Annotated in this window: 16 protein-coding genes; 7 read left to right on the top strand and 9 right to left on the bottom strand. The window is 74.3% G+C overall.

Translation table 11 applies throughout. The features are described from left to right. Positions 1-76 precede the first annotated feature (76 nt). The 4 genes from ACZ6CV_RS20815 to ACZ6CV_RS20830 are packed head-to-tail and all read right to left on the bottom strand — an operon-like array spanning position 77 to position 2,771. Entirely contained in the window at positions 77-235 is a 159-nt protein-coding gene (locus tag ACZ6CV_RS20815) for a DUF6760 family protein (RefSeq protein WP_362342012.1), read from the bottom strand. After that, positions 232-678: a hypothetical protein gene (locus ACZ6CV_RS20820; protein WP_469252218.1), complete on the bottom strand. Its 447-nt coding sequence runs from the start codon at positions 676-678 to the stop codon at positions 232-234. Before ACZ6CV_RS20820 ends, ACZ6CV_RS20815 begins: the two co-directional genes overlap by 4 nt. Further along, a complete protein-coding gene (locus tag ACZ6CV_RS20825; protein ID WP_125515614.1) occupies positions 678-1,121 on the bottom strand; it encodes a phage tail protein in 444 nt (147 codons plus the stop codon). Before ACZ6CV_RS20825 ends, ACZ6CV_RS20820 begins: the two co-directional genes overlap by 1 nt. A gap of 60 nt (positions 1,122-1,181) precedes the next feature. Continuing rightward, the gene (locus ACZ6CV_RS20830) at positions 1,182-2,771 is read right to left on the bottom strand and encodes a phage tail sheath subtilisin-like domain-containing protein (RefSeq protein ID WP_469252221.1); all 1,590 of its coding nucleotides are present in this window, start codon (positions 2,769-2,771) and stop codon (positions 1,182-1,184) included. Positions 2,772-3,184: 413 nt separating this feature from the next. Between ACZ6CV_RS20830 and ACZ6CV_RS20835 the strand changes: the two genes are divergently transcribed. From ACZ6CV_RS20835 to ACZ6CV_RS20845, 3 genes are all read left to right on the top strand, one after another. Next, positions 3,185-6,715: an AfsR/SARP family transcriptional regulator gene (locus ACZ6CV_RS20835; RefSeq protein WP_469252222.1), complete on the top strand. Its 3,531-nt coding sequence runs from the start codon at positions 3,185-3,187 to the stop codon at positions 6,713-6,715. A gap of 191 nt (positions 6,716-6,906) precedes the next feature. Continuing rightward, positions 6,907-8,517 carry a peptidoglycan-binding protein gene (locus tag ACZ6CV_RS20840; protein ID WP_469252223.1) on the top strand — a complete coding sequence of 537 codons (1,611 nt, stop codon included), beginning with the start codon at positions 6,907-6,909 and terminating at the stop codon, positions 8,515-8,517. A gap of 5 nt (positions 8,518-8,522) precedes the next feature. Further along, positions 8,523-9,899 (top strand): hypothetical protein, encoded by a 1,377-nt coding sequence (locus ACZ6CV_RS20845; RefSeq protein ID WP_469252224.1) that lies wholly within the window; start codon positions 8,523-8,525, stop codon positions 9,897-9,899. A gap of 101 nt (positions 9,900-10,000) precedes the next feature. On the opposite strand, the gene ACZ6CV_RS20850 is transcribed toward ACZ6CV_RS20845, so the two are convergent. From ACZ6CV_RS20850 to ACZ6CV_RS20860, 3 genes are all read right to left on the bottom strand, one after another. After that, complete coding sequence (locus ACZ6CV_RS20850) at positions 10,001-12,046, bottom strand: ATP-binding protein (RefSeq protein WP_469252225.1); 2,046 nt, start codon at positions 12,044-12,046, stop codon at positions 10,001-10,003. Next, a complete protein-coding gene (locus tag ACZ6CV_RS20855; RefSeq protein ID WP_362375565.1) occupies positions 12,043-12,681 on the bottom strand; it encodes a Pvc16 family protein in 639 nt (212 codons plus the stop codon). Before ACZ6CV_RS20855 ends, ACZ6CV_RS20850 begins: the two co-directional genes overlap by 4 nt. 64 nt (positions 12,682-12,745) lie before the next feature. Further along, on the bottom strand, positions 12,746-13,432 hold the full coding sequence (locus tag ACZ6CV_RS20860) for a response regulator transcription factor (RefSeq protein ID WP_355804782.1): 687 nt from the start codon (positions 13,430-13,432) through the stop codon (positions 12,746-12,748). A 267-nt stretch (positions 13,433-13,699) separates the two neighbouring features. Here ACZ6CV_RS20860 and ACZ6CV_RS20865 point away from each other — a divergent pair, with 267 nt between their 5' ends. The 4 genes from ACZ6CV_RS20865 (at position 13,700) to ACZ6CV_RS20880 (ending at position 17,636) form a co-directional block, all read left to right on the top strand. Further along, positions 13,700-14,422, top strand: coding sequence for a DNA polymerase ligase N-terminal domain-containing protein (locus ACZ6CV_RS20865; protein WP_469252226.1), 723 nt, complete (start codon positions 13,700-13,702; stop codon positions 14,420-14,422). Further along, complete coding sequence (ligD, locus tag ACZ6CV_RS20870) at positions 14,419-15,429, top strand: non-homologous end-joining DNA ligase (RefSeq protein ID WP_469252227.1); 1,011 nt, start codon at positions 14,419-14,421, stop codon at positions 15,427-15,429. The genes ACZ6CV_RS20865 and ligD overlap by 4 nt, the downstream gene beginning before the upstream one ends. 166 nt (positions 15,430-15,595) lie before the next feature. Continuing rightward, positions 15,596-16,564 carry a VOC family protein gene (locus tag ACZ6CV_RS20875; protein WP_469252228.1) on the top strand — a complete coding sequence of 323 codons (969 nt, stop codon included), beginning with the start codon at positions 15,596-15,598 and terminating at the stop codon, positions 16,562-16,564. Positions 16,565-16,652: 88 nt separating this feature from the next. Further along, positions 16,653-17,636 (top strand): SigB/SigF/SigG family RNA polymerase sigma factor, encoded by a 984-nt coding sequence (locus ACZ6CV_RS20880; protein WP_469252229.1) that lies wholly within the window; start codon positions 16,653-16,655, stop codon positions 17,634-17,636. A gap of 23 nt (positions 17,637-17,659) precedes the next feature. Here ACZ6CV_RS20880 and ACZ6CV_RS20885 read toward each other — a convergent pair whose 3' ends face one another. Both ACZ6CV_RS20885 and ACZ6CV_RS20890 read right to left on the bottom strand, forming a co-directional pair. Then, positions 17,660-17,998, bottom strand: a complete 339-nt coding sequence (locus ACZ6CV_RS20885; protein ID WP_469252230.1) for a DUF6233 domain-containing protein — start codon at positions 17,996-17,998, stop codon at positions 17,660-17,662. A gap of 10 nt (positions 17,999-18,008) precedes the next feature. Next, complete coding sequence (locus ACZ6CV_RS20890; protein WP_469252231.1) at positions 18,009-18,290, bottom strand: hypothetical protein; 282 nt, start codon at positions 18,288-18,290, stop codon at positions 18,009-18,011. Between the last annotated feature and the right edge of the window lie 32 nt (positions 18,291-18,322).

The raw sequence follows: 18,322 nt of genomic DNA on the forward strand, positions 1-18,322 counted from the left end.
CGCGACCCCCGCCGCCACCTGAACAAGCCCATCACTTACCTCGACTCACCGACCGACTGCCCACCTCACCGACCTGTCACTGCCTCGCCTCCGCCTGTTCCACCAACGTGGCGGTCCGGGCCACGTACGCGCGCCGGTCCGCGTGTTCGAGGTCGAGGATGTCGTCCATGCCCCAGTGGAAGTGGTAGGCGAGGTACGCGACTTCCTCCTCGATGCGGTCGGCCGCGTACGTCACGATTCCCCCAGGCGGCTCCCGGCCAGCTCGACCTCGAAGGATTCCGAGCAGTGCGGGCAGGCCACCGCCGCGCGGGTGTGGCCCTCCGCGTTGATCTGCCGGTAGAAGTCCTGCAGGAAGGCCAGGTCGGAGGCGAACATGTTCTCCACCGTGCCGTCGTGGACGGAGCCGAGCGTGCCGAGCCGGGTGATGACCCGGCCGAGCAGCACGACGGACAGATACGCCGGGTTCTCGCGCACCCGCACGTCCCGCAGCGGGACGAGCTCGTCGCGCGCCGTCGCCAGCCGCATCGCGCCGTTGCGGTGCACGGTGCCGGACTCGTCGACGAAACCGCGGGGGAGCTCGAACTCGAACTCCGTGCGCAGCGGTTCGCGGGTGTCCGTCGCGGCACCGGGCACCGCTCCCGCCACTGCCCCCGGCGCCGCCGGGCCTTCGCGCCGCATTATTCGATGACCAGCTCTTCGAAGACGATGGTGACCTGCTCGGTCAGGGCGGCGGCGTCGCCGGCCTTGACCCCGCTGGTCTCCACCTTGCTGCACCAGGCGTTGCGCAGGTTGTACCGCTTCACCGGGTTGTTCTGGTAGTCCATCATCATGATCGTGGCGTTCTTGCGCGCCGAACCCATGTCGCCCGCGATGGACTTGTTGATCCACTCGCTGAAGACCGGGCTCTGCGTCATGCCGCGGGTGACGGTGCACTCGCCGGCCTTCTTCACGCCGGGCATCTTCTTGACGACAGGCTTGCCGTCCGCCGAGACCTGCTGGTACTCGATGACGTCCTGCTCCATCGAGAGGCCGCTGACCTCCTGCAGGTACTCGACCATGACACCGTCGATCTGCAGGCCGAAATTGTGGGTGGTGAGGGCGTCACCGGGCTGAAGGGACAAGGAAGTTCACTCCTGAAACGGTTCTTGCGGGTGGCTGAGGTTCGGTTCGTGCGGGCGTGCCTACTCCTCCAGCTCGCCGCCCCCGCCGGAGAACTGCGCGAGCCGGAAGACCACGAACTCGGCGGGCTTGACCGGCGCGATGCCGATCTCGCAGACGACCCGGCCGAGGTCCACCGACTCCGGGGGGTTGGTCTCGTCGTCACACTTCACGTAGAACGCGTCCTCGGGGCGCTGGCCGAACAGGGCGCCCGAGCGCCACTCGTTGACCAGGAACGCGGAGACGTTGCGCCGGATACGGGCCCACAGCGCGTGGTCGTTCGGCTCGAAGACCACCCACTGGGTGCCGATCAGGATCGACTCCTCGAGGTAGTTGAAGTAGCGGCGCACGTTCAGGTAGCGCCAGGCCGGGTCGGACGCCATGGTGCGCGCGCCCCACACCCGGATGCCGCGCCCGGGGAAGGCGCGGATGCAGTTCACGCCGACCGGGTTGAGCAGGTCCTGCTCACCGCGGGTGATCTGCAGGTCCAGGTCCACGGCCCCGCGCACGATCTCGTTGGCCGGGGCCTTGTGCACGCCGCGCTCGGCGTCGTTGCGCGCCCAGATGCCGGCCATGTGACCGGACGGCGGCACGACCACCGACTGCCCGGAGGCCGGGTCGAAGGACTTGATCCACGGGTAGTACAGGGCGGCGTAGCGCGAGTCGTAGCCGGCCAGCTCCTGACGCCACTGCCGCACCTGGCGGGCGTTGAGCGACGGCGGCGGGTCGATGATGGCCATCCGGTCGCCCATCAGCTCGCAGTGCGAGATGAGACCGAGCTGGACCGCCTTGACCTGCTCCTCGTCGATCAGACCCTGCTGGTAGGCGGCCATCAGGTCGGGCACCGCGACCATGTTGACCTCGTCGAGGGCCTCCAGGCCGCCGAAGCCGGTGCGGTCCGCGGAGTCGCCGATGAACTGGGCGGTCTCCACGCGGGACACGGCGCCGTTCGACGCGGGCACGGCCGGGGCCGCCGGGGCCGGCGGCGCGAGGGTCACGGTCTGCGCCTCGGGCTTGGCGAGCTGCGCGGACGCCGTGGCCTCCTCCAGGACGATGGTCTTGGAGCGCTGCTTGACCTGGGTGACGACGTAGTTGCGCGCGGTCTTCTTCGCGCTGACGTCGAAGCTCTCGACGACCTTCTCGCCGTCCTTGACGATCAGCTTGAAGCGGTCCGCCGCGCCCTCGCCCTCGCCGTCCTGCACCTCGACGGTGAGCGCGCCGCCGTCGGTGCTGCCCGAGGTGATCGCCGACACCGTGAAGGTGCCGAGCGCGGCGGGCGCGCCGGCGGTGAGCTCCTTGGGGGACCGGTCCTGGGCGGGAGCGGCCTGCTGCTGCGGCTCGTCGCCGTCGGTGCCGCCGACGCGCACGACGTACGCCGCGGAACCGCCGTTGTTGAAGAAGCCGTACACGGAGTGCGCCAGGTAGTACCCGTCCGTGAACTCGCCGAACGCGGCCACGTACTGCGACCAGTTGGTCACCAGCGTCGGCTCGTTGAGCGGTCCCCGCGGCGCGAGACCGACGAAGGCCGCCACGGAGGTGCCGACCCCTTCGATGGGGCGCGAACCGCTGGCGACTTCCTCGATGTAGACGCCGGGGGACAGGTAGTTGGGCATGCTGCTGTGCTCCAAGGTTCGAGGGCGAGCGGGACCGGCGCACAGCCGGCACGGGTTCGTACCGTGTCGACGATGTCCCACGCGCGCACCGGTGCGTAGAGACGGACGGACGTCAACGAGGGCAGATGCCACTGCCCGTTCAGACGCCCGTGAACACCTTCCGGCCAGAATTCGCCCGCCGGAACCTGGATATGGCGCGGCGGACCGCCGCCCGTTGCCCTTCCGGTCACCGGAGTCGGGCACGGTGCGGGGCCGCGGCGCGGGGCGCGTGCCCGTCGGCGGCCGGATGTGACCGCTCGGTGGCGCATATGCCCCGCACTCCGTGTCCGCGGCGTCAACACCTGGTCAACATGGCCGTAGCGGAACCACACGATGCGGGATGACGTCTGTGGCTGACGTAACGTTTGGTGCGGATGGCCATCCGTGGCCAGTACGAACGGGCACGTCGAAGAGCGTCACGGGGCAAGGAGCGCGGGCTGACGATGCGGGGCGACGCGGAGCACGCGGGCGGCGGTCCTGGCCGCGACGGCAACAGCGGAACCGACCCGGACGGCCTGGGCGCAACGCTCTGGTTCCAGGTCCTCGGGCCGGTGCGCGCCTGGCGGGACGGACAGCCCCTCACGCTCGGCCCGCCGCAGCAGCGCGCCACCCTGGCGGCCCTGCTGCTGCGCGACGGACACCCGGTGTCGGCGGCCGAACTGGTCGACGCGCTGTGGGGCGAGGAGCCGCCGCTGCGCGCGATCGGCACGCTGCGCACGTACGTCTCCCGGCTGCGCGCCCTCCTCGAACCGGACCGGCGCGCCCGCCGGCCCGCCCGGCTCCTGGTGTCGTCGGGCGACGGCTACGCCCTGCGGGTGCCGCGGACCTGTCTCGACGCGTGCGAGCTGGAGGACCGGGTGGCCGCGGCGCGCGCCCTGCGCGCCGCCGACGAACACGCCGACGCCCACGCCGAGTTGACCGCCGCGCTCGCCCTGTCGGACGGCGCCCCGCTGGCCGGCCTGCCGGGCCCGTACGCCCGGCGCCAGCGGGACCGGCTCACCGAACTGTCCGTCGCCGCCCAGGAGGAGTACTTCGGCTGCGCGCTCGAACTGGGCCGGCACGGCGAGACGACCGCGCCGCTCAGCGTCTTCGCGGCCGAGCACCCGCTGCGCGAGCGCGCCCAGGCGCTGCTGATGCTCGCCCTGCACCGGGGCGGCCGGCGCGCCGACGCGCTCGCCGTGTACGAGGCCACGCGCCGCAGGCTCGCCGCCGAGCTGGGCGTCGACCCGGGCAGGGAACTGACCTCCCTGTACGAGGGGTTGCTGAAGGGTGTCCCGCTCCCGGCGGCCGGCGCCCCGCGCCCCGGCCTGCGCGCCGCGCCGCACGCCCTGTCGCCGCCCCGCGTCGGCGAGCAGCGCGGGCGCATATCCGGGCCGCGCCGGACCGGCCCCGACCCTCAGGAGACGGCCGCCGGCTCGCGGGGCGCCGCGTCCCGTACGTCTTCCCGTACGTACGGGCACCTGGCGGTGGCGCGGCAGGGCGAGGCTCCGAGCAACGGCACCCCCGGCGCCGGTCCCGCTTCCCCGGCGGGCGCGGCATCGGACCGTACGACGACGAGCCGCCCGGCCCCGGACCGTACGACCACCACCGCCCCGGACCGCACCCCGGACCTCCCCCTCGACCTCCGCCGCCTCCACCCCCTGCGCACCCCGGCCCCCGCGCCCCTCACCCCCGCCCAACTCCTGCCCGACGTACCCGACTTCACCGGGCGCGAGGCAGAGGCGCGGCTGCTGACGGAGACGTTGCGCACCGCCGCCTCCGGCAGCGCGATGGCCGTCGCCACCCTCACCGGCCTCGGCGGCGTCGGCAAGACCGCGCTCGCCGTACACGTCGCGCACGCCTTGCGGAGCGAGTTCCCCGACGGGCAGCTGTACGTGGATCTGCGCGGCGCGGACCCGGCGCCCGGCGTGGACAGCGGCAGGGCCCTCACCGGGTTCCTGCGCGCCCTCGGCGTGCCCGAGAGCGCCGTGCCGGACGGCCTCGACCAGCAGACCGCGCTGTACCGCTCGCTGCTCGCCGGGCGCCGCGTGCTCGTACTCCTCGACAACGCCCGCGACACCGCGCAGGTGCGGCCGCTGCTGCCCGGCACACCGGGCTGCGCGGTCCTGGTGACCAGCCGCTCGCGGACCATCACCCTGCCCGGCGCGCGCCTGCTCGACGTCGAGACGATGGACGAAACGCAGGGACTCGGCCTGCTCTCCGCCATGGCCGGCGCCGACCGGGTGGCCGCCGAACCGGCCGCCGCCCGCGAACTGGTCGCCACCTGCGGCGGATTGCCGCTGGCCGTCCGGATCGCCGCCGCCCGGCTCGCCGCCCGGCCGGGCCGCTCCGTCGCCGACCTCGCCGCGCGGCTGCGCGACGAGCACCGCAGGCTGGACGAGCTGCGGGTGGACGACCTGAACGTCGAGGCGAGCTTCCGGCTCGGGTACGAGGCGCTGGAACCGGGCCTCGCCCGCGCCTTCCGGATGGTCTCGCTCTGCTACATGCCGTCCTTCTGCCGGGGCGCCGCGGGCGCGCTGCTCGACGTGAGCGACGAGGAGGCGGAGAGCGCGGTGGAACGCCTCGTCGACGCGGGGCTCATGGAGCTGCACGGCGAGGACCGCTACCGCTTCCACGACCTCGTGCGGCTCTTCGCGCGCCGTCAGTGCGAGCGGCGCGAGAGCGCCGGGGAGCGCGCCGCCGCCCGGCTCCGCTTCCTCGACTACGTGCTGGCCACCGTCATCACCGCGATCCGTCGCACCAAGCCGCACAGCGTGCTGCCGCAGCTGCTGCACACCCCGGCCTCCGCCGGCAAGCAGCTGCCGGACGAGGCCACCGCGCACGACTGGCTGGTCGTCGCGCACTCCCGGCTGTGCGCCGCCGCGGAGAACGCGCTGCGGCACGTGCCGGACGCGGGGGACGCCGAGGCCGGGACCTCGGACGCCGGGACTTCGAACGCCAGGGTCGCGGGTGCCGCGGCGCCGGGCGGGCCGCCCGGTCTGCGTCCCACCGTCGACCTGCTCACCGCCTGGTCCCACCTGGTGGCGGGCACCGCACGCCACCGCGACCTCGAACCCCTCGCCGAACTCGCCCTGCGGACCGCGCGCGCCCACGGCGACGACCGGTCGGCGGCCCGCGCCCTGCGCCTGCTCGGCGCCCCGCACTACGGCACCGAGACCTACGGCCGCGCCGAGCGCGCGCTGCGCGAGAGCCTGCGCCTCGCCGCGGCCGCGGGCGACCCGCTGGTCGGCGCGGAGGGCAGCCACGAGCTGGGCATCGTCCTGATCAGCATGGGCCGCCACGAGGAGGCGCTCGACCAACTGCGCCTGGCGTACGCGCGGTTCGGCGCGCTCGGCGGCCACGGCGACCGGATCCGCATCCTGTCCCACATGGCGCGGGCGTACATCGGCCTCGGCCGGCGGGCCGAGGCGGACACCGCCGTCGTCGCGGCCGAGCGCCAGGCGCGCGCGTCGGACTCCACGTCCACGCTCGCGCACGTCCTCTACCAGTCGGGCTGCACGCTGCTGCGGGACGGTCGCGCGGGCGCGGCGGCGGACCGGCTGCGCGAGGCGCAGCGGCTGCACGGCAGCGCGCACAACCCGCGCTGGGAGGCGCTGTGCTGGGCCCGCCTCGCCTCCTGCGAACTGGAGCAGGGCAGACCCGTCGAGGCCATGGAGTGCGCGGACACGGCGCTCGCGGTGGAGGCCGAGCTGGGCGACGCGTTCTGCCACGCGCTGGCGATGGCCGCGCGCGGCCGCGCGCTGCTCGCCCTCGGCGACCTCGACCGGGCCCGCGCCGCACTGCGGATCGCCCACCGCGGCATGGACCGCCGCGGTGCCCTGGAGGCCACCGAGATCGCCGGATTCCTGTCCGGCGGGCCACCCTGCCCCGACGCCCCGAGCCCCGCCCTGTCGGCTCACGGCTGAACCACGGCGCGGGGCGGGCCACGCCTGCGCGGGGGCCGCGATGTCCCCTTCGTACGTCCTTGAACCCGCCCCGCACACACCGGCGTTGCGTGGGGCGACCGCGGGGGCCGTACGGGAGGGCAGGACGGGCTGCCCCTGACGTCGCCCTTTCGTACAAGGCGACACCTGGGGGTGCGCTCTACCGTGCCCGTATGACGTGGTGGAACTCCCTTGACCCGGCCGCGGTGACCGTTGATGCCGGTGGCCGCGCGACCGTACGGTTTCGCGTACGCAACACGGGAGACACCGTCGAGGAGTACCGGCTCGCGGTGGTCGGCGCCACGTCGGGATGGGCCCGCGTCGAACCGGACGTGCTGCGGCTCTACCCGGGCAGCGAGGGCACGGCCGAGATCTCGTTCGCGCCGCCCCGTTCACCGGACGCGCCGGCCGGCCCCACCCCGTACGGCATCCGCGTCGAGCCCCGGGAGAACCCCGAGGGCCGCGACGTCGTCGAGGGGCAGGTCACCGTCGCGCCCTTCTCGGAGCTGCGGGCCGAACTACTGCCGCCCACCCTCGTCGGCCGGCTCCGCGGCCGCGCCTCGGTCGCCGTCGACAACCTCGGCAACACCCCGCTGACCGCCACCCTCTCCGTCCGCGACGACGCCGGGCGGCTGATCTGCGAGGCCACCCCGGTGGCCGTCCAGGCGGCCCCCGGCCGCGCCGCGTTCGCACGGCTCACCGTGCGCCCGCAGCGGCTGCTGTGGACGGGCACCGCCCAGCCGCACCCGCTCACCGTCTCGGTGCGCCGCTCCGGCGACGAGCAGGCCCACGAGCTGCCCGGCAGCTTCGACCAGCGGCCGGTCCTGCCCCGGTCGCTGCTGGCGCTCGGCAGCGTCGTCGCGGCGCTCTGCGTCGCGTTCCTCGTGGCCTGGTTCACCTACGCGCCCGACGTCACCGGGTCGACGCGCGAGAACCAGGCGGACGCCGCGCCCGCCGCCGTACCGCAGGGCGGCGAGAAGGACGAGCTGATGGACGCCCCGAAGGACGCCGAGGACAAGGGCGGCGACGGCGGCGGACACGGCGACGGAGGAGCGGGCGGCAGCGGCGACGGCGCGGGCGCGGGCCCCGCCGACGCGGACAAGGCCGGATCGTCTGACGCCTCTTTCGGTGGCGGGGGCGGTGGCGGCGCGGACACGAAGGCCGGGTCGGCCCGCGGCGCCGGGCCCCGTTCGGGACCGCCCTGGCGGCGCGGCTACCAGGCGGACGTCGTGGTCGAGTACGCCCAGCGCCGCCTCGCCGCCCTCGGCTCGAGCAACCCCTGCACCCTCGCCGGGCACTACTCGCCCGGCGTGATCGACGCCAACACCGAGGCCAAACTCATCTGTTACCAGAAGGCCGTCGTCCGCAGCGGACGCGACTCAGGGCGCAACACCGCGCAGATCTTCGAGACCGACCCGGAAGGCACGCTCGGCCGGGCCACCCTGACCTCCCTGTGGGCCCAGGGCATCACCCCCGACGACGTCCGTTCCGGCACCGATGGCTGGGAGGTCGTGCAGTTGCAGGCCGCGTTCTGGTGGGCCTCGCAGGCCGGCATCAGCGACAAGGACCTGAACCGCGACCGGGAGTACGCCGCACACGGCGTCGCCTACTTCAAGAACGGGCGCACACCCCCCACGACCGCCCGCTACAGCAGCAATACCGCCACCCACATCAAGGAGTACCAGGTGTCCGTCGGCCTTCCGGCGACCGGCACCGCCGACAGCGCCACCTTGCGGGCGCTCGTCGGCGGCAGCGTCAACAACCCCGGCGTGGCGGGGCGGTGAGCGGCATGTGGACCTCACTCGAACCGTCCGCGACCTCCGTGGACCCCGGCTCCACCGCGAGCGTACGGCTGCGCGTGCGCAACACCGGCGACACGGTGGAGGAGTACCGCCTCCAGGTCGTCGGCGCCGCCGCGGGCTGGTCCCGCGTGCAGCCCGACGTGCTGCGCCTGTACCCGGGGGCCGAGGGCACCGCGGAGGTGTCGTTCGCGCCGCCCCGGACCCCGGACGCGATCGCGGGGCCCACGCCGTTCGGCGTCCGGGTCATGCCCCGGGAGAACCCGCACACCGCGGGCGTGGCCGAGGGCCAGGTCACCGTCGGGCCCTTCGCCGAACTCCGCTCGGAGCTGCTGCCGTTGATCGTGCGCGGCAGGCTCAGCGCCAAGGCGTCGGTGGCCGTCGACAACCTCGGCAACCAGCAGCTGACGGCGTCCCTGTCCGGGCGTGAGAACGGCGAGGAGCTGGAGGTCGAGGCGGAGCCGGGCTCCGTCCAGGTGGCCCCGGGCCGCGCCGGGTTCGCGGACCTGCGCATCAAGCCCGGCGCGGTGAGCTGGGTCGGCGGCACCCGCAAGCACCCGTTCACCGTCTCCGTGCTGCGGGCCGGGGTGCCCGAGCCGGTCGAGCTGCGCGGCACCTACGTCCAGCCCTCGGTGATCCCGCGCTGGGTGATGGCGGTGCTCTCGGTCCTCCTCGCGGCGGCCGTCGCCTTCGCCGTGGTGTGGTTCCAGCACAAGCCGAGCGTGGCCACGGCGGCCAGGGAGAAGCCGGGGCGGCAGGAGGTGCTCCCGCACGACGACGGCATGAAGAAGGCGCCGAGCCCGTCGGCGAGCGAGGAGAAGAAGGAGGAGGAGAAGCCCCCGCCCGCGGACGCCGCGAAGGACGACGCGCCGAAGTCCAAGCCGGGCGGCGGCGGCAAGAAGGACGACAAGCCCAAGGGCCCCAAGACGCACACCATCCGCAGCGACGAGGGCAGCGGCTGGTACCTGGAGGTCAAGAAGGGCGAGAAGGCCGACGGCACCTACGTCGGGCAGAATCCCAACCAGAGCGACGAGTTCGGGAAGAACCAGGAGTGGATCCTGCACCACTACCCGGAGTCCGACACCTACGCCCTGGAGCCGGCCAACGCCCCGGGCACCGTCCTGGACCAGAAGGTCAACACCAACATCGCCCAGATCTTCCACGCGCCGCCGGAGAACATCAGGAGCGGCCGGCTGCCGGACAACCAGAAGTGGAAGCTGGAGCGGCGTGACGACGGCCTGACGCGGATCGTCGGCGTCGGCAACGGCGAGTGCCTCGTCGACATGCAGAACGACACGAGCGCCGTCACCTGGAAGTGCGACGACCGCAAGAGCATGGGCTGGACGATCTCGGACTGGCCTGAGTAACAGCGCGGGGCGCGGACTGGCCTGAGCGGAGGCCGCGGAACGAACGATGCGGGCGGTGCCGAGAAGGCGCCGCCCGCATCCGGCCGTCCGGCCCCGTCGCGTCACTGCCAGGGCAGGGACGTCCCCGGCTCCAGGCGGCCCATCTTGCGGTACTCCCGCCGCGCCCCGGCCAGCACGTCGTCCCCCGAGACCGGGCCGCCGTGCCCCGCCGCCAGATAGGCGGCCGTCACCGCGGCCGACCGGATGGCGCCGCCCGCCAGCTCGAACTCCTTGGCGCACCGGGCGAGTTCGTCCTCGATGTCCGGCGCGCAGGGCGTGTCGGCGAGGCTGGTCCGCCACAGCGCGAGGCGCTGCTCGACGTCCGGGAACGGGAAGTCGACCACCAGGTCGAGCCGGCGCGTGAACGCGTCGTCGATGTTGGCCCGCAGGTTGGTGGTCAGCACCGCGATCCCGTCGAACGCCTCCAGACGCTGCAGCAGGTACGCGCTCTCCAGGTTGGCGTACCGGTCGTGCGAACTCTTGACCTCCGAGCGCTTGCCGAAGACGGCGTCGGCCTCGTCGAAGAGCAGCACCGCGTCCGTGCGGTCCGCCTCCACGAAGATCCGCTCCAGGTTCTTCTCCGTCTCGCCGACGTACTTGTCGACGACCGCCGACAGGTCCACCACGTAGAGGTCCAGGCCGAGTTCACCGGCCACCACCTCGGCCGACAGCGTCTTGCCGGTGCCGGAGTCGCCGGCGAACAGCGCGATCACGCCACGCCCGCGCCCGCCGCCGGTGCGCAGCCGCCACTCGCCGAGCACCTTGTCGCGGTGCCGGGCGCGCAGGGCCAACTCGTGGAGCAGGCCGAGCGGTTCGGCCGGCAGGACCAGATCGCCCAAGCCGACCTCGGGACGGATCCGCCGGGCGTGCTTGTCGAGCAGCGGCGCGGACTGCAGCCGGGCGTTGCGCTGCAGATGGGCCGCGGTGGGCGCGGTCCCGTCGAACGCGGCGTGCTCCGCGGCGCCGCGCGCCGCCCGCCGGATCTGCGCACCGCTGAGCCGGTACGGCGCGACCGCCTCGCCGAGGTCGAAGTCCGGCGCGTACGCGGGGGTGTGCCGGGCGAGTTCGCCCTGCCAGGCCCCGGCCGCGTCGACGCCGTCCTGCGGCGCGTCCAGGGCGAGCAGCCCGGCGTCCGGCGCCCACCCCGGGTCGTACGGCTCACCGCCGAAGAAGACCACCGGCACGTCGCCGGTGGCCAGGGACCGCACCAGCGGGCCCGCGTCGGCGGGCAGCGGCCCGACGACGAGCGCCGCCCGCCGCAGCCGCGCCTCGCGCACGAGCGCGGTGGCGGCGCCCGTCCCGGAGGCGCCGTCCCCGGTACGGGCCGGCGGGCGGTACCGCAGCACGGGCAGTCCGGCCGCCCGCAGCGCCTCGGTCACCGGCCCCGCGGCGGTGCCCTCCCTGCGCTCGCGCAGATGGACCAGGAGCGGCCGTTCGACGGCGAGCTCCGCGATCCGGGCGGCGAGCGGGTGCGCGGGCGCCGCCGCCACCCCGCCCTCCCGCAACTCCACGTCGTGGCCGACCAGTTCGGGGTCGAGGGTGTCGTCGCCGAGCAGCTGCGCGACCACCCGCTCCGGCACGCGCAGGGCGCGCCCCGGCAGCGGCCGCTCCTCGTCCTCGACGACGATGAGGCCCCCGGCGCGCAGCGGCGACCGGGGGTGGAAGCGGGTGCGGGCGAACGGGTCGTGCGGCCCGGTGCCCGCGAGGTCGAGGGCCAGCGCGACGGTGGCCCTGCGCCGCCCGACGTCGTCGTTGAGGTAGCCGTACAGCGGCTCGAAGCGGCGGTCGACGTCGGGCGCGAGGGCGGCCAGGAGGATCTCCCGGTCCAACGCGCCGAGTCCGAACCGCCGCGCGAGCTCCGCCAGCGGGTCCAGCGGGTCCAGCGGGTCCTGCGCGTCGTCGCCGTCCGCGCCCGCCGGGTCCCGCGCGGGCAGCGGCGGCTCGGGCGGGGGAGCGGTGGCCAGCCGGTGGGCCGTCTCGCGCGTCACGTACAGACCGCGCAGCGGGTCCGCGGCCGTGGGGTCGTCGCCCCCGCGCCGCTCCACGAGCTCGGCGACCCGGCCGCGCAGCGCGTCCAGGCGCGCCAGGATCGCGTCGGCGGCGCTCACCGCTGCCCCGCCCCGTCGCCCCGCTGGGTGCGCAGCATCCGGGGCTTCGCGTCGCCGGGCACGCCGTCGATGCCGCGGACGCCCACGACCGCGCCCTCGGTGACCGGCGGCGCCACCTCGTACGTCGGCGAGACCGGGAACGGCACGGTGATGACCACGTCGAGGGACGGCTTGAGCTCACCGCCGAGCGCCGACCAGATGTCCGCGATGGAGCGGGACTCGGGCGGCGGCACCGCGACGGTCAGCGGCAGGGTGGCGCGCAGCGCGGCGAGCGCGTCGGGCAGGTTCTCCGGCGGCAGCAGCTCGTGCGCGAGCAGGGTGCCGAGGGCGGCCGAGAGGAGCCGGTGCTCGTCCTCGGGGCGGTTGGTCCACGCGGTGAGCAGGTAGGAGAGCCGGAACCAGCGCGGCGGCTGCCGCCTGCGCAGCACCGTGCCGTCGGGGCCGCGCTCGGCGTAGGCGCCGCGCTCGCGCCGGGCCACGTCCTCCCGGATGTCGTACAGGTACGAGTTGAGCGTCGGGGCGTTGCGGCGCGCGGCCCAGTCGCGGGTCGGGGCCTCGAAGACGACCTCGCCGGTGCCTTCGGGGAGCGCGCCGCGCAGCAGTCCGCGCAGCGCCTCGTCGACTTCGTGGATCACGGCCGGACTCCTCGCGTGGACGGTCCGCGTCCGGGGGCGCGGTGCGGAGGCTGGTTCGGTCGCATCAGATGTATCCCTCCCGCAGCGCGTACGCGACGGCATGCGCGCGGTTCTGCAGCTGCAGGCGCGTCATCAGCGCGTGCAGGACGTTCTTGACGGTGCGTTCGGAGTAGGCGAGCTTCTCCGAGATCTGCTTGGTGTCCAGGCCCTCCGCGATCAGCCGCACCACGTCCACCTCGCGGGGCGCCATGCCCAGCGTGGGCACGAGGGTCCCGGCGCCGGAGGGCGGGCCGTCGAGCGCCGAGAGCCGCAGGCGGCCCAGCTGGGTCATGAGCCGGTTGATGAGGTCGGGCGGCAGCTCCCCCTCGCCGCGCGCCGCGCTGTGCACGGCGCGCAGCAGCTTCTGCGGGGTCGCCTGGTGCCGCCAGAGGATGGCGCGCACGCCGTACTCGACGACCGAGAGGAGTTCGGGCTCGCGCAGTTCGCTCGCGATCAGGACCACGCGCTGTTCGGTGGAGCGGGCCAGGCGCCGCAGCTCGGCGCCGGCCGTGTCGTCGAGCCGGTCCACGAGCATGACGGCGACCCGGTCCGGGGCGGACGCGGGGGAGCGGGCCGGTTCGGGGGCCGGCGGGCCGTCTCCGGCCCTGTCCACCAGTTCCACGGTGGGTTCGTGCCGGAGATGGCTGATCACTCCGGCCCGGCTGAGGGGGTCGGCGGCGTGCACGGCCACCGATATACGTGTATCGGACACTGAAGTTCCCTGTCTTCCCCCGAATAGCGACAGGGCAGGGTGACCCGACTCGATCAATAAACGATTGCCGACGGATCAACGTGGACGTTTACCGACGCGTCCCGGTCGTATTCCGTCAGCCGCGCCGAGTCCGCCGCTCTCCCGTACCGTCGCTTCCAGGGCGCGTGTCCGCCCCCGCGCAGGCGTGTGACCTGGTGGTGCGTGCTGGCGGCCGGCCCGGGGTACCAGGCCCGGGCGGATCGGCGAGCCGACGGAAAGGAGCCTTTCGTGAGCGAGAAGGACCGACTGCGGACCTACCGGGGGAAGCGGCACTTCGACCGCACGAAGGAGCCGAGCGGCGACCGTACGGACGAGCCCGCCGGCAAGCGTGAGGACGAGCCCGGCGACGACCGTACCGAACCCCGTGGCGAGCGCGCCGCGCGGGACGACGAACCCGTCTTCGTGGTGCAGATCCACGACGCGAGCACCATGCACTTCGACTTCCGGCTCGAGGTCGACGGCGTGCTCAAGTCCTGGTCGGTCCCCAAGGGCCCGTCCACCGACCCGCACGACAAGCGGCTCGCCATCCCCACCGAGGACCACCCCATGGACTACCGGGACTTCGAGGGGGTGATCCCCGAGGGCGAGTACGGCGGCGGCACCGTCATCGTCTGGGACCGCGGCACCTACACCCCGACCAGCCACGACAAGCAGAAGCGGCCCGTACCGTTCGGCCAGGCCCTGGAGAACGGCCACGCCACCTTCGAGCTGCACGGCGAGAAGCTGCGCGGCCCGTACGCCCTCACCCGGTTCCACGGCCGCGAGGAGCAGGACGGCGGCTCCGCCAAGCCCACCTGGCTCCTGGTGCGGGCCGGGTCCGGGGGCGCGAAGAGCGGCGGCACCCCCGACCCGCGGCGGGCCCGCTCCGCGCGCAGCGGCCGCACCCTGCGCCAGGTCGCCGAGGCCCCGGACGCCCCCAGATGGGAGTCGAACGGCGGGGGGAAGGGGTGAGCGGCCTCCTCGACACGCTGGCGGCCGACGACGCCGGGCGGCTGCGCGAGGCGCCGCCCGGCGTCGAGCTGGCCGCCGCGCCGATGCTGGCCCGGCTCAGCGACCGGCGCGACTTCCCGGCGGGCTGGATCTTCGAGCGGAAGCTGGACGGCATCCGGGTGCTCGCCGTCCGCGAGAACGGCCGGGTCACCCTCCGCTCCCGCTCCGGACGACGGCTCGACGCCACGTACCCGGAGATCGTCGACGCCCTCGCCGCCCAGGACTGCGCCGACTTCACCGTCGACGGCGAGATCGTCGCGTACGCGCACGGCCGGACCGACTTCGCGCGGCTCCAGCAGCGCATGGGGCTCACCCGGCGGGCCGACGTCGAGGCGAGCAAGGTCGCCGTCACGTACTACGTCTTCGACCTGCTGCGCCTGGACGGCACGGACGTGCGGCGGCTGCCGCTGCGCACCCGCAAGTCCCTGCTGCGCCGCGCCCTCACCTTCGCGGCCCCGCTGCGGTTCTGCGCGCACCGCAACGAAGGCGGCGCCGACCTCCTCGCCGACGCCTGCGCGCGCGGCTGGGAGGGGCTGATCGCCAAGCGGGCCGACAGCGCCTACCGGACACGGCGCTCCGACGACTGGCTCAAGCTGAAGTGCTCCCAGGGCCAGGAGTTCGTGGTCGGCGGCTTCACGGAACCCGCGGGCAGCCGCGTGGGCATCGGCGCGCTGCTCATCGGCTACCACGAGGGCGGCCGGCTGCGGTACGCGGGCAAGGTCGGCACCGGCTTCGACCGGCGCGCCCTGCTCGACCTGCGCACGCGGCTGGACGGGCTGGAGACCTCCGGTTCGCCGTTCGAGGGCCGGGTCGCCGAGCGGACCGCGCACTGGGTGCGGCCCCGGCTCGTCGCGCAGATCGCCTTCACCGAGTGGACGCGCGACGGGATGCTGCGGCACCCCCGCTACCAGGGGCTGCGCGACGACAAGGACCCGGCGGACATCGTCCGGGAACGCCCGCGGGACTGACCTTCCCCGCGGCGCGGGCACACCTCCCGGCTCCCGCTCCTCTCCCGTAGGTCCCGGCCCAGCTGAGGACCTTCGCCCCCGAGGTGAGGGCGGAAGGTCCCGGTATGGGGGTTTCGTTCTGCGGAACGACACGGCTGACGCCCGGAACCGGATGAGGGAGAAGGCTGTGCCACGGGACATGAGTGTGGGCAACGAACGGGAGCGGACGGCACGGCGGGAGGAGGCGGTGCCCCACGCGCCGACCGGGGGCCGGGAGGTGGTGCGGCGCCCGCGGGCCCTGCGCAGGACGTTCTGGAAGACGAGGGCGCTGCGCCTGGTCCCGCCGGGTGAGCGCGGGCCCGCCGCCCCCGCGGCCACTGACGCCCCGCCGCCGGGCGGCGCGGGCCGGGCCCTGGGCGCGCCCTGCTGGCTGAGCCTGGTCACCCGCGACATCCGGGCCGCCGAGGAGTTCTACGGCCGGGTCCTCGGCTGGTGCCACGTGCCGCTGCTCGGCTCGGCGGGCCGGGCCCGCTCGCTGGTCCTCAAGGGCGGGGTGCCGGTGGGGACCATCAGCGAAACCGCCGGCGATCTGGGCGGTCACGCGAGCTGGATGCCGTACTTCCTGGTGCACGACGTGGACACCGCCGTCGCCCGGCTGCGCGAACGCGGCGCCACCGTGGCGGTCGGGCCGCTGACCACCGGCGCCGGCCGGGTCGCCGTGGTGGCGGGCCCGGAGGACGCGGTGTTCGGCGTCCGCCAGAAGGCCCCCGACCTGCGCTGGAGCGTGGGCCATGCCCCGACGGCCCGGCTCGAACTGCACACCCGGGACATCTTCGCGGCGGCCCTCTTCTACGGGGGCGTCCTCGGCTGGGCCGGCGACCCGGAGACCAGCTGCGACGTGGAGTACGTGGACGACCGGATAGCGGTGCTCGACGGCCGGCGCAGGGTCGCCGCCCTGCGGGGCGGGACGGCGCCGGGCTCCGGGGGCCGCCACCGCTGGCACACGAGCTTCCGGGTGGCCGACGTCGACGCGGCCGCCGCCGCGGCGCTCGACCGGGGCGGCCGGGTGATCGCGCCGCCGTACGGACCGCCCTCCCGCCGGGAGGCCGTGCTGGGCGACCGCGAAGGCATCCCCTTCACGGTCGTCGCGACCTGAAGGTGCGGGGCACGGACCGCGAATCACGACGGACGAGTACGAGTACGAGTACCGGGCGCAGAGCGCCACTCAGACTAGGGGTTGGACGATGTTTCTTCGGGCAGTCGGCGTGGACGAGGCCGCTGAGCCGAACGCGGGGACGCGCGCCGAGACCCTCGGCATCCCGCGGAACGAGGTGGTCGCGCCCCGGCGTGCCGAGGCCGTCGAGTTCCTGCGCGGCGAGGCCGTGGAGTTTCCGCGCGGCGAGGCGGTCGGAGCGCTGCCGCGGATCGAGGCGGACCAGGTCGCGCCGAAGGACGCCCGGGAGCTGTCGAAGCTGTTCTTCGAGCGGCTCGGGACGCTGGAGGTGGGCTCGCCGGAGCACACGTACACGCGCGACACCCTCATCGAGATGAACCTCTCCCTGGTCCACTACGTGGCGGGCCGCTTCCGCAACCGCGGCAACGGTCAGCTGGAGGACATCGTCCAGGTGGGGACCGTGGGGCTGATCAAGGCGATCGACCGGTTCGACATGGGCCGCGGCTTCGAGTTCGTCTCGTTCGCCGTGCCCTGCATCCTCGGTGAGATCAAGCGGTACTTCCGCGACACCAGCTGGGCCGTGCACGTCCCGCGCAGACTGCAGGAACTGCGCATCGAACTGACCAGAGCGCAGGAGCGGCTCTCCTCCGTGCTCGGCCGCGAGCCCACGGTCAAGGAGCTCGCCGCCGATCTGAAGGTGGGCGAGGAGCAGGTCCTGGAGGGGATCGTGGCCGCCAACGGCTACGCCGCGGGCTCCCTGGACGCCCCGCACGACACGGGCGACGACGGCGAGGCGCACCGGAGCGGGCGTTCGCTGGCCGAGGTGATGGGCGACGTGGACCCCGCCATCGAGGTCGTCGAACAGCTCCACGCCCTGGCCCCGCTCCTCGCGGAACTGGACGAGAGGGAGCGCCGCATCATCGAGCTCCGCTTCGGCCAGGAGATGACACAGGCCGACATCGGCATCGTCCTCGGCATCTCGCAGATGCACGTGTCCCGGCTGCTGGCGCGTACGTTGGCGCGGCTGCGGGCGGGGATGCTGACCCGCGAGTAGCCGCGGGGCGTGCCCGTGTCCCGTCAGTCCAGTACGCCGAGTTCGGTGTCGGGGCGGCAGTGCGGGCACGGGTCGACGTTCTCGGCGAGGGCGCGGCGTGCCTGCTCGCGGGGGACGCCGCGCCACCGTTTGCCCGCCATGTGACAGCCGCCGACGTGCACGTACACCGGGGCGCGGCCGCCGAGGCCCTGTTCGATCACCCAGTCGGGGACGGGTGGCCTGGCCTGCGCGCCGCGGAGCCGCTCGGCCTCGCGCCGCTCCTCGGCGGCGATCCAGCCGCGCGTGCGCTCCAGGTCGCCGAGCTGCACGCGCTCCAGGAAGCGCAGCAGGTCGAGACGGGTCAGCGGACGCGGTTCGTTCACATGTTCGAGTCTAGACGTCCGGTCGGGGATCGCGCGGATCGAGGGTCTGCGCGGTCGCCGGGCGGACGGTCTGCTCGGGGATCACCTGCAGCGGTCTGCCGACGAAGCGTTCGGCGGTCCTGCGGGCCACCTCGCCGACGATGTTGGCGGCGGGCTGGATCTCCTCGCGCGGCGTGCTGTGCGGCACGGTGGACGGCACGTGGGGCTGGGTGGCGAACGCGACGACGGTCGGCAGCGCCGTGGCGGCGAGGGCGACGACGACGATCAGGAGGGCTCGCAGGCGCGCGGGCACGGGACCGGGTCCTTTCGGCTGGGGCTAGGGGG

This window comes from Streptomyces sp. NPDC041713, from assembly GCF_055591085.1.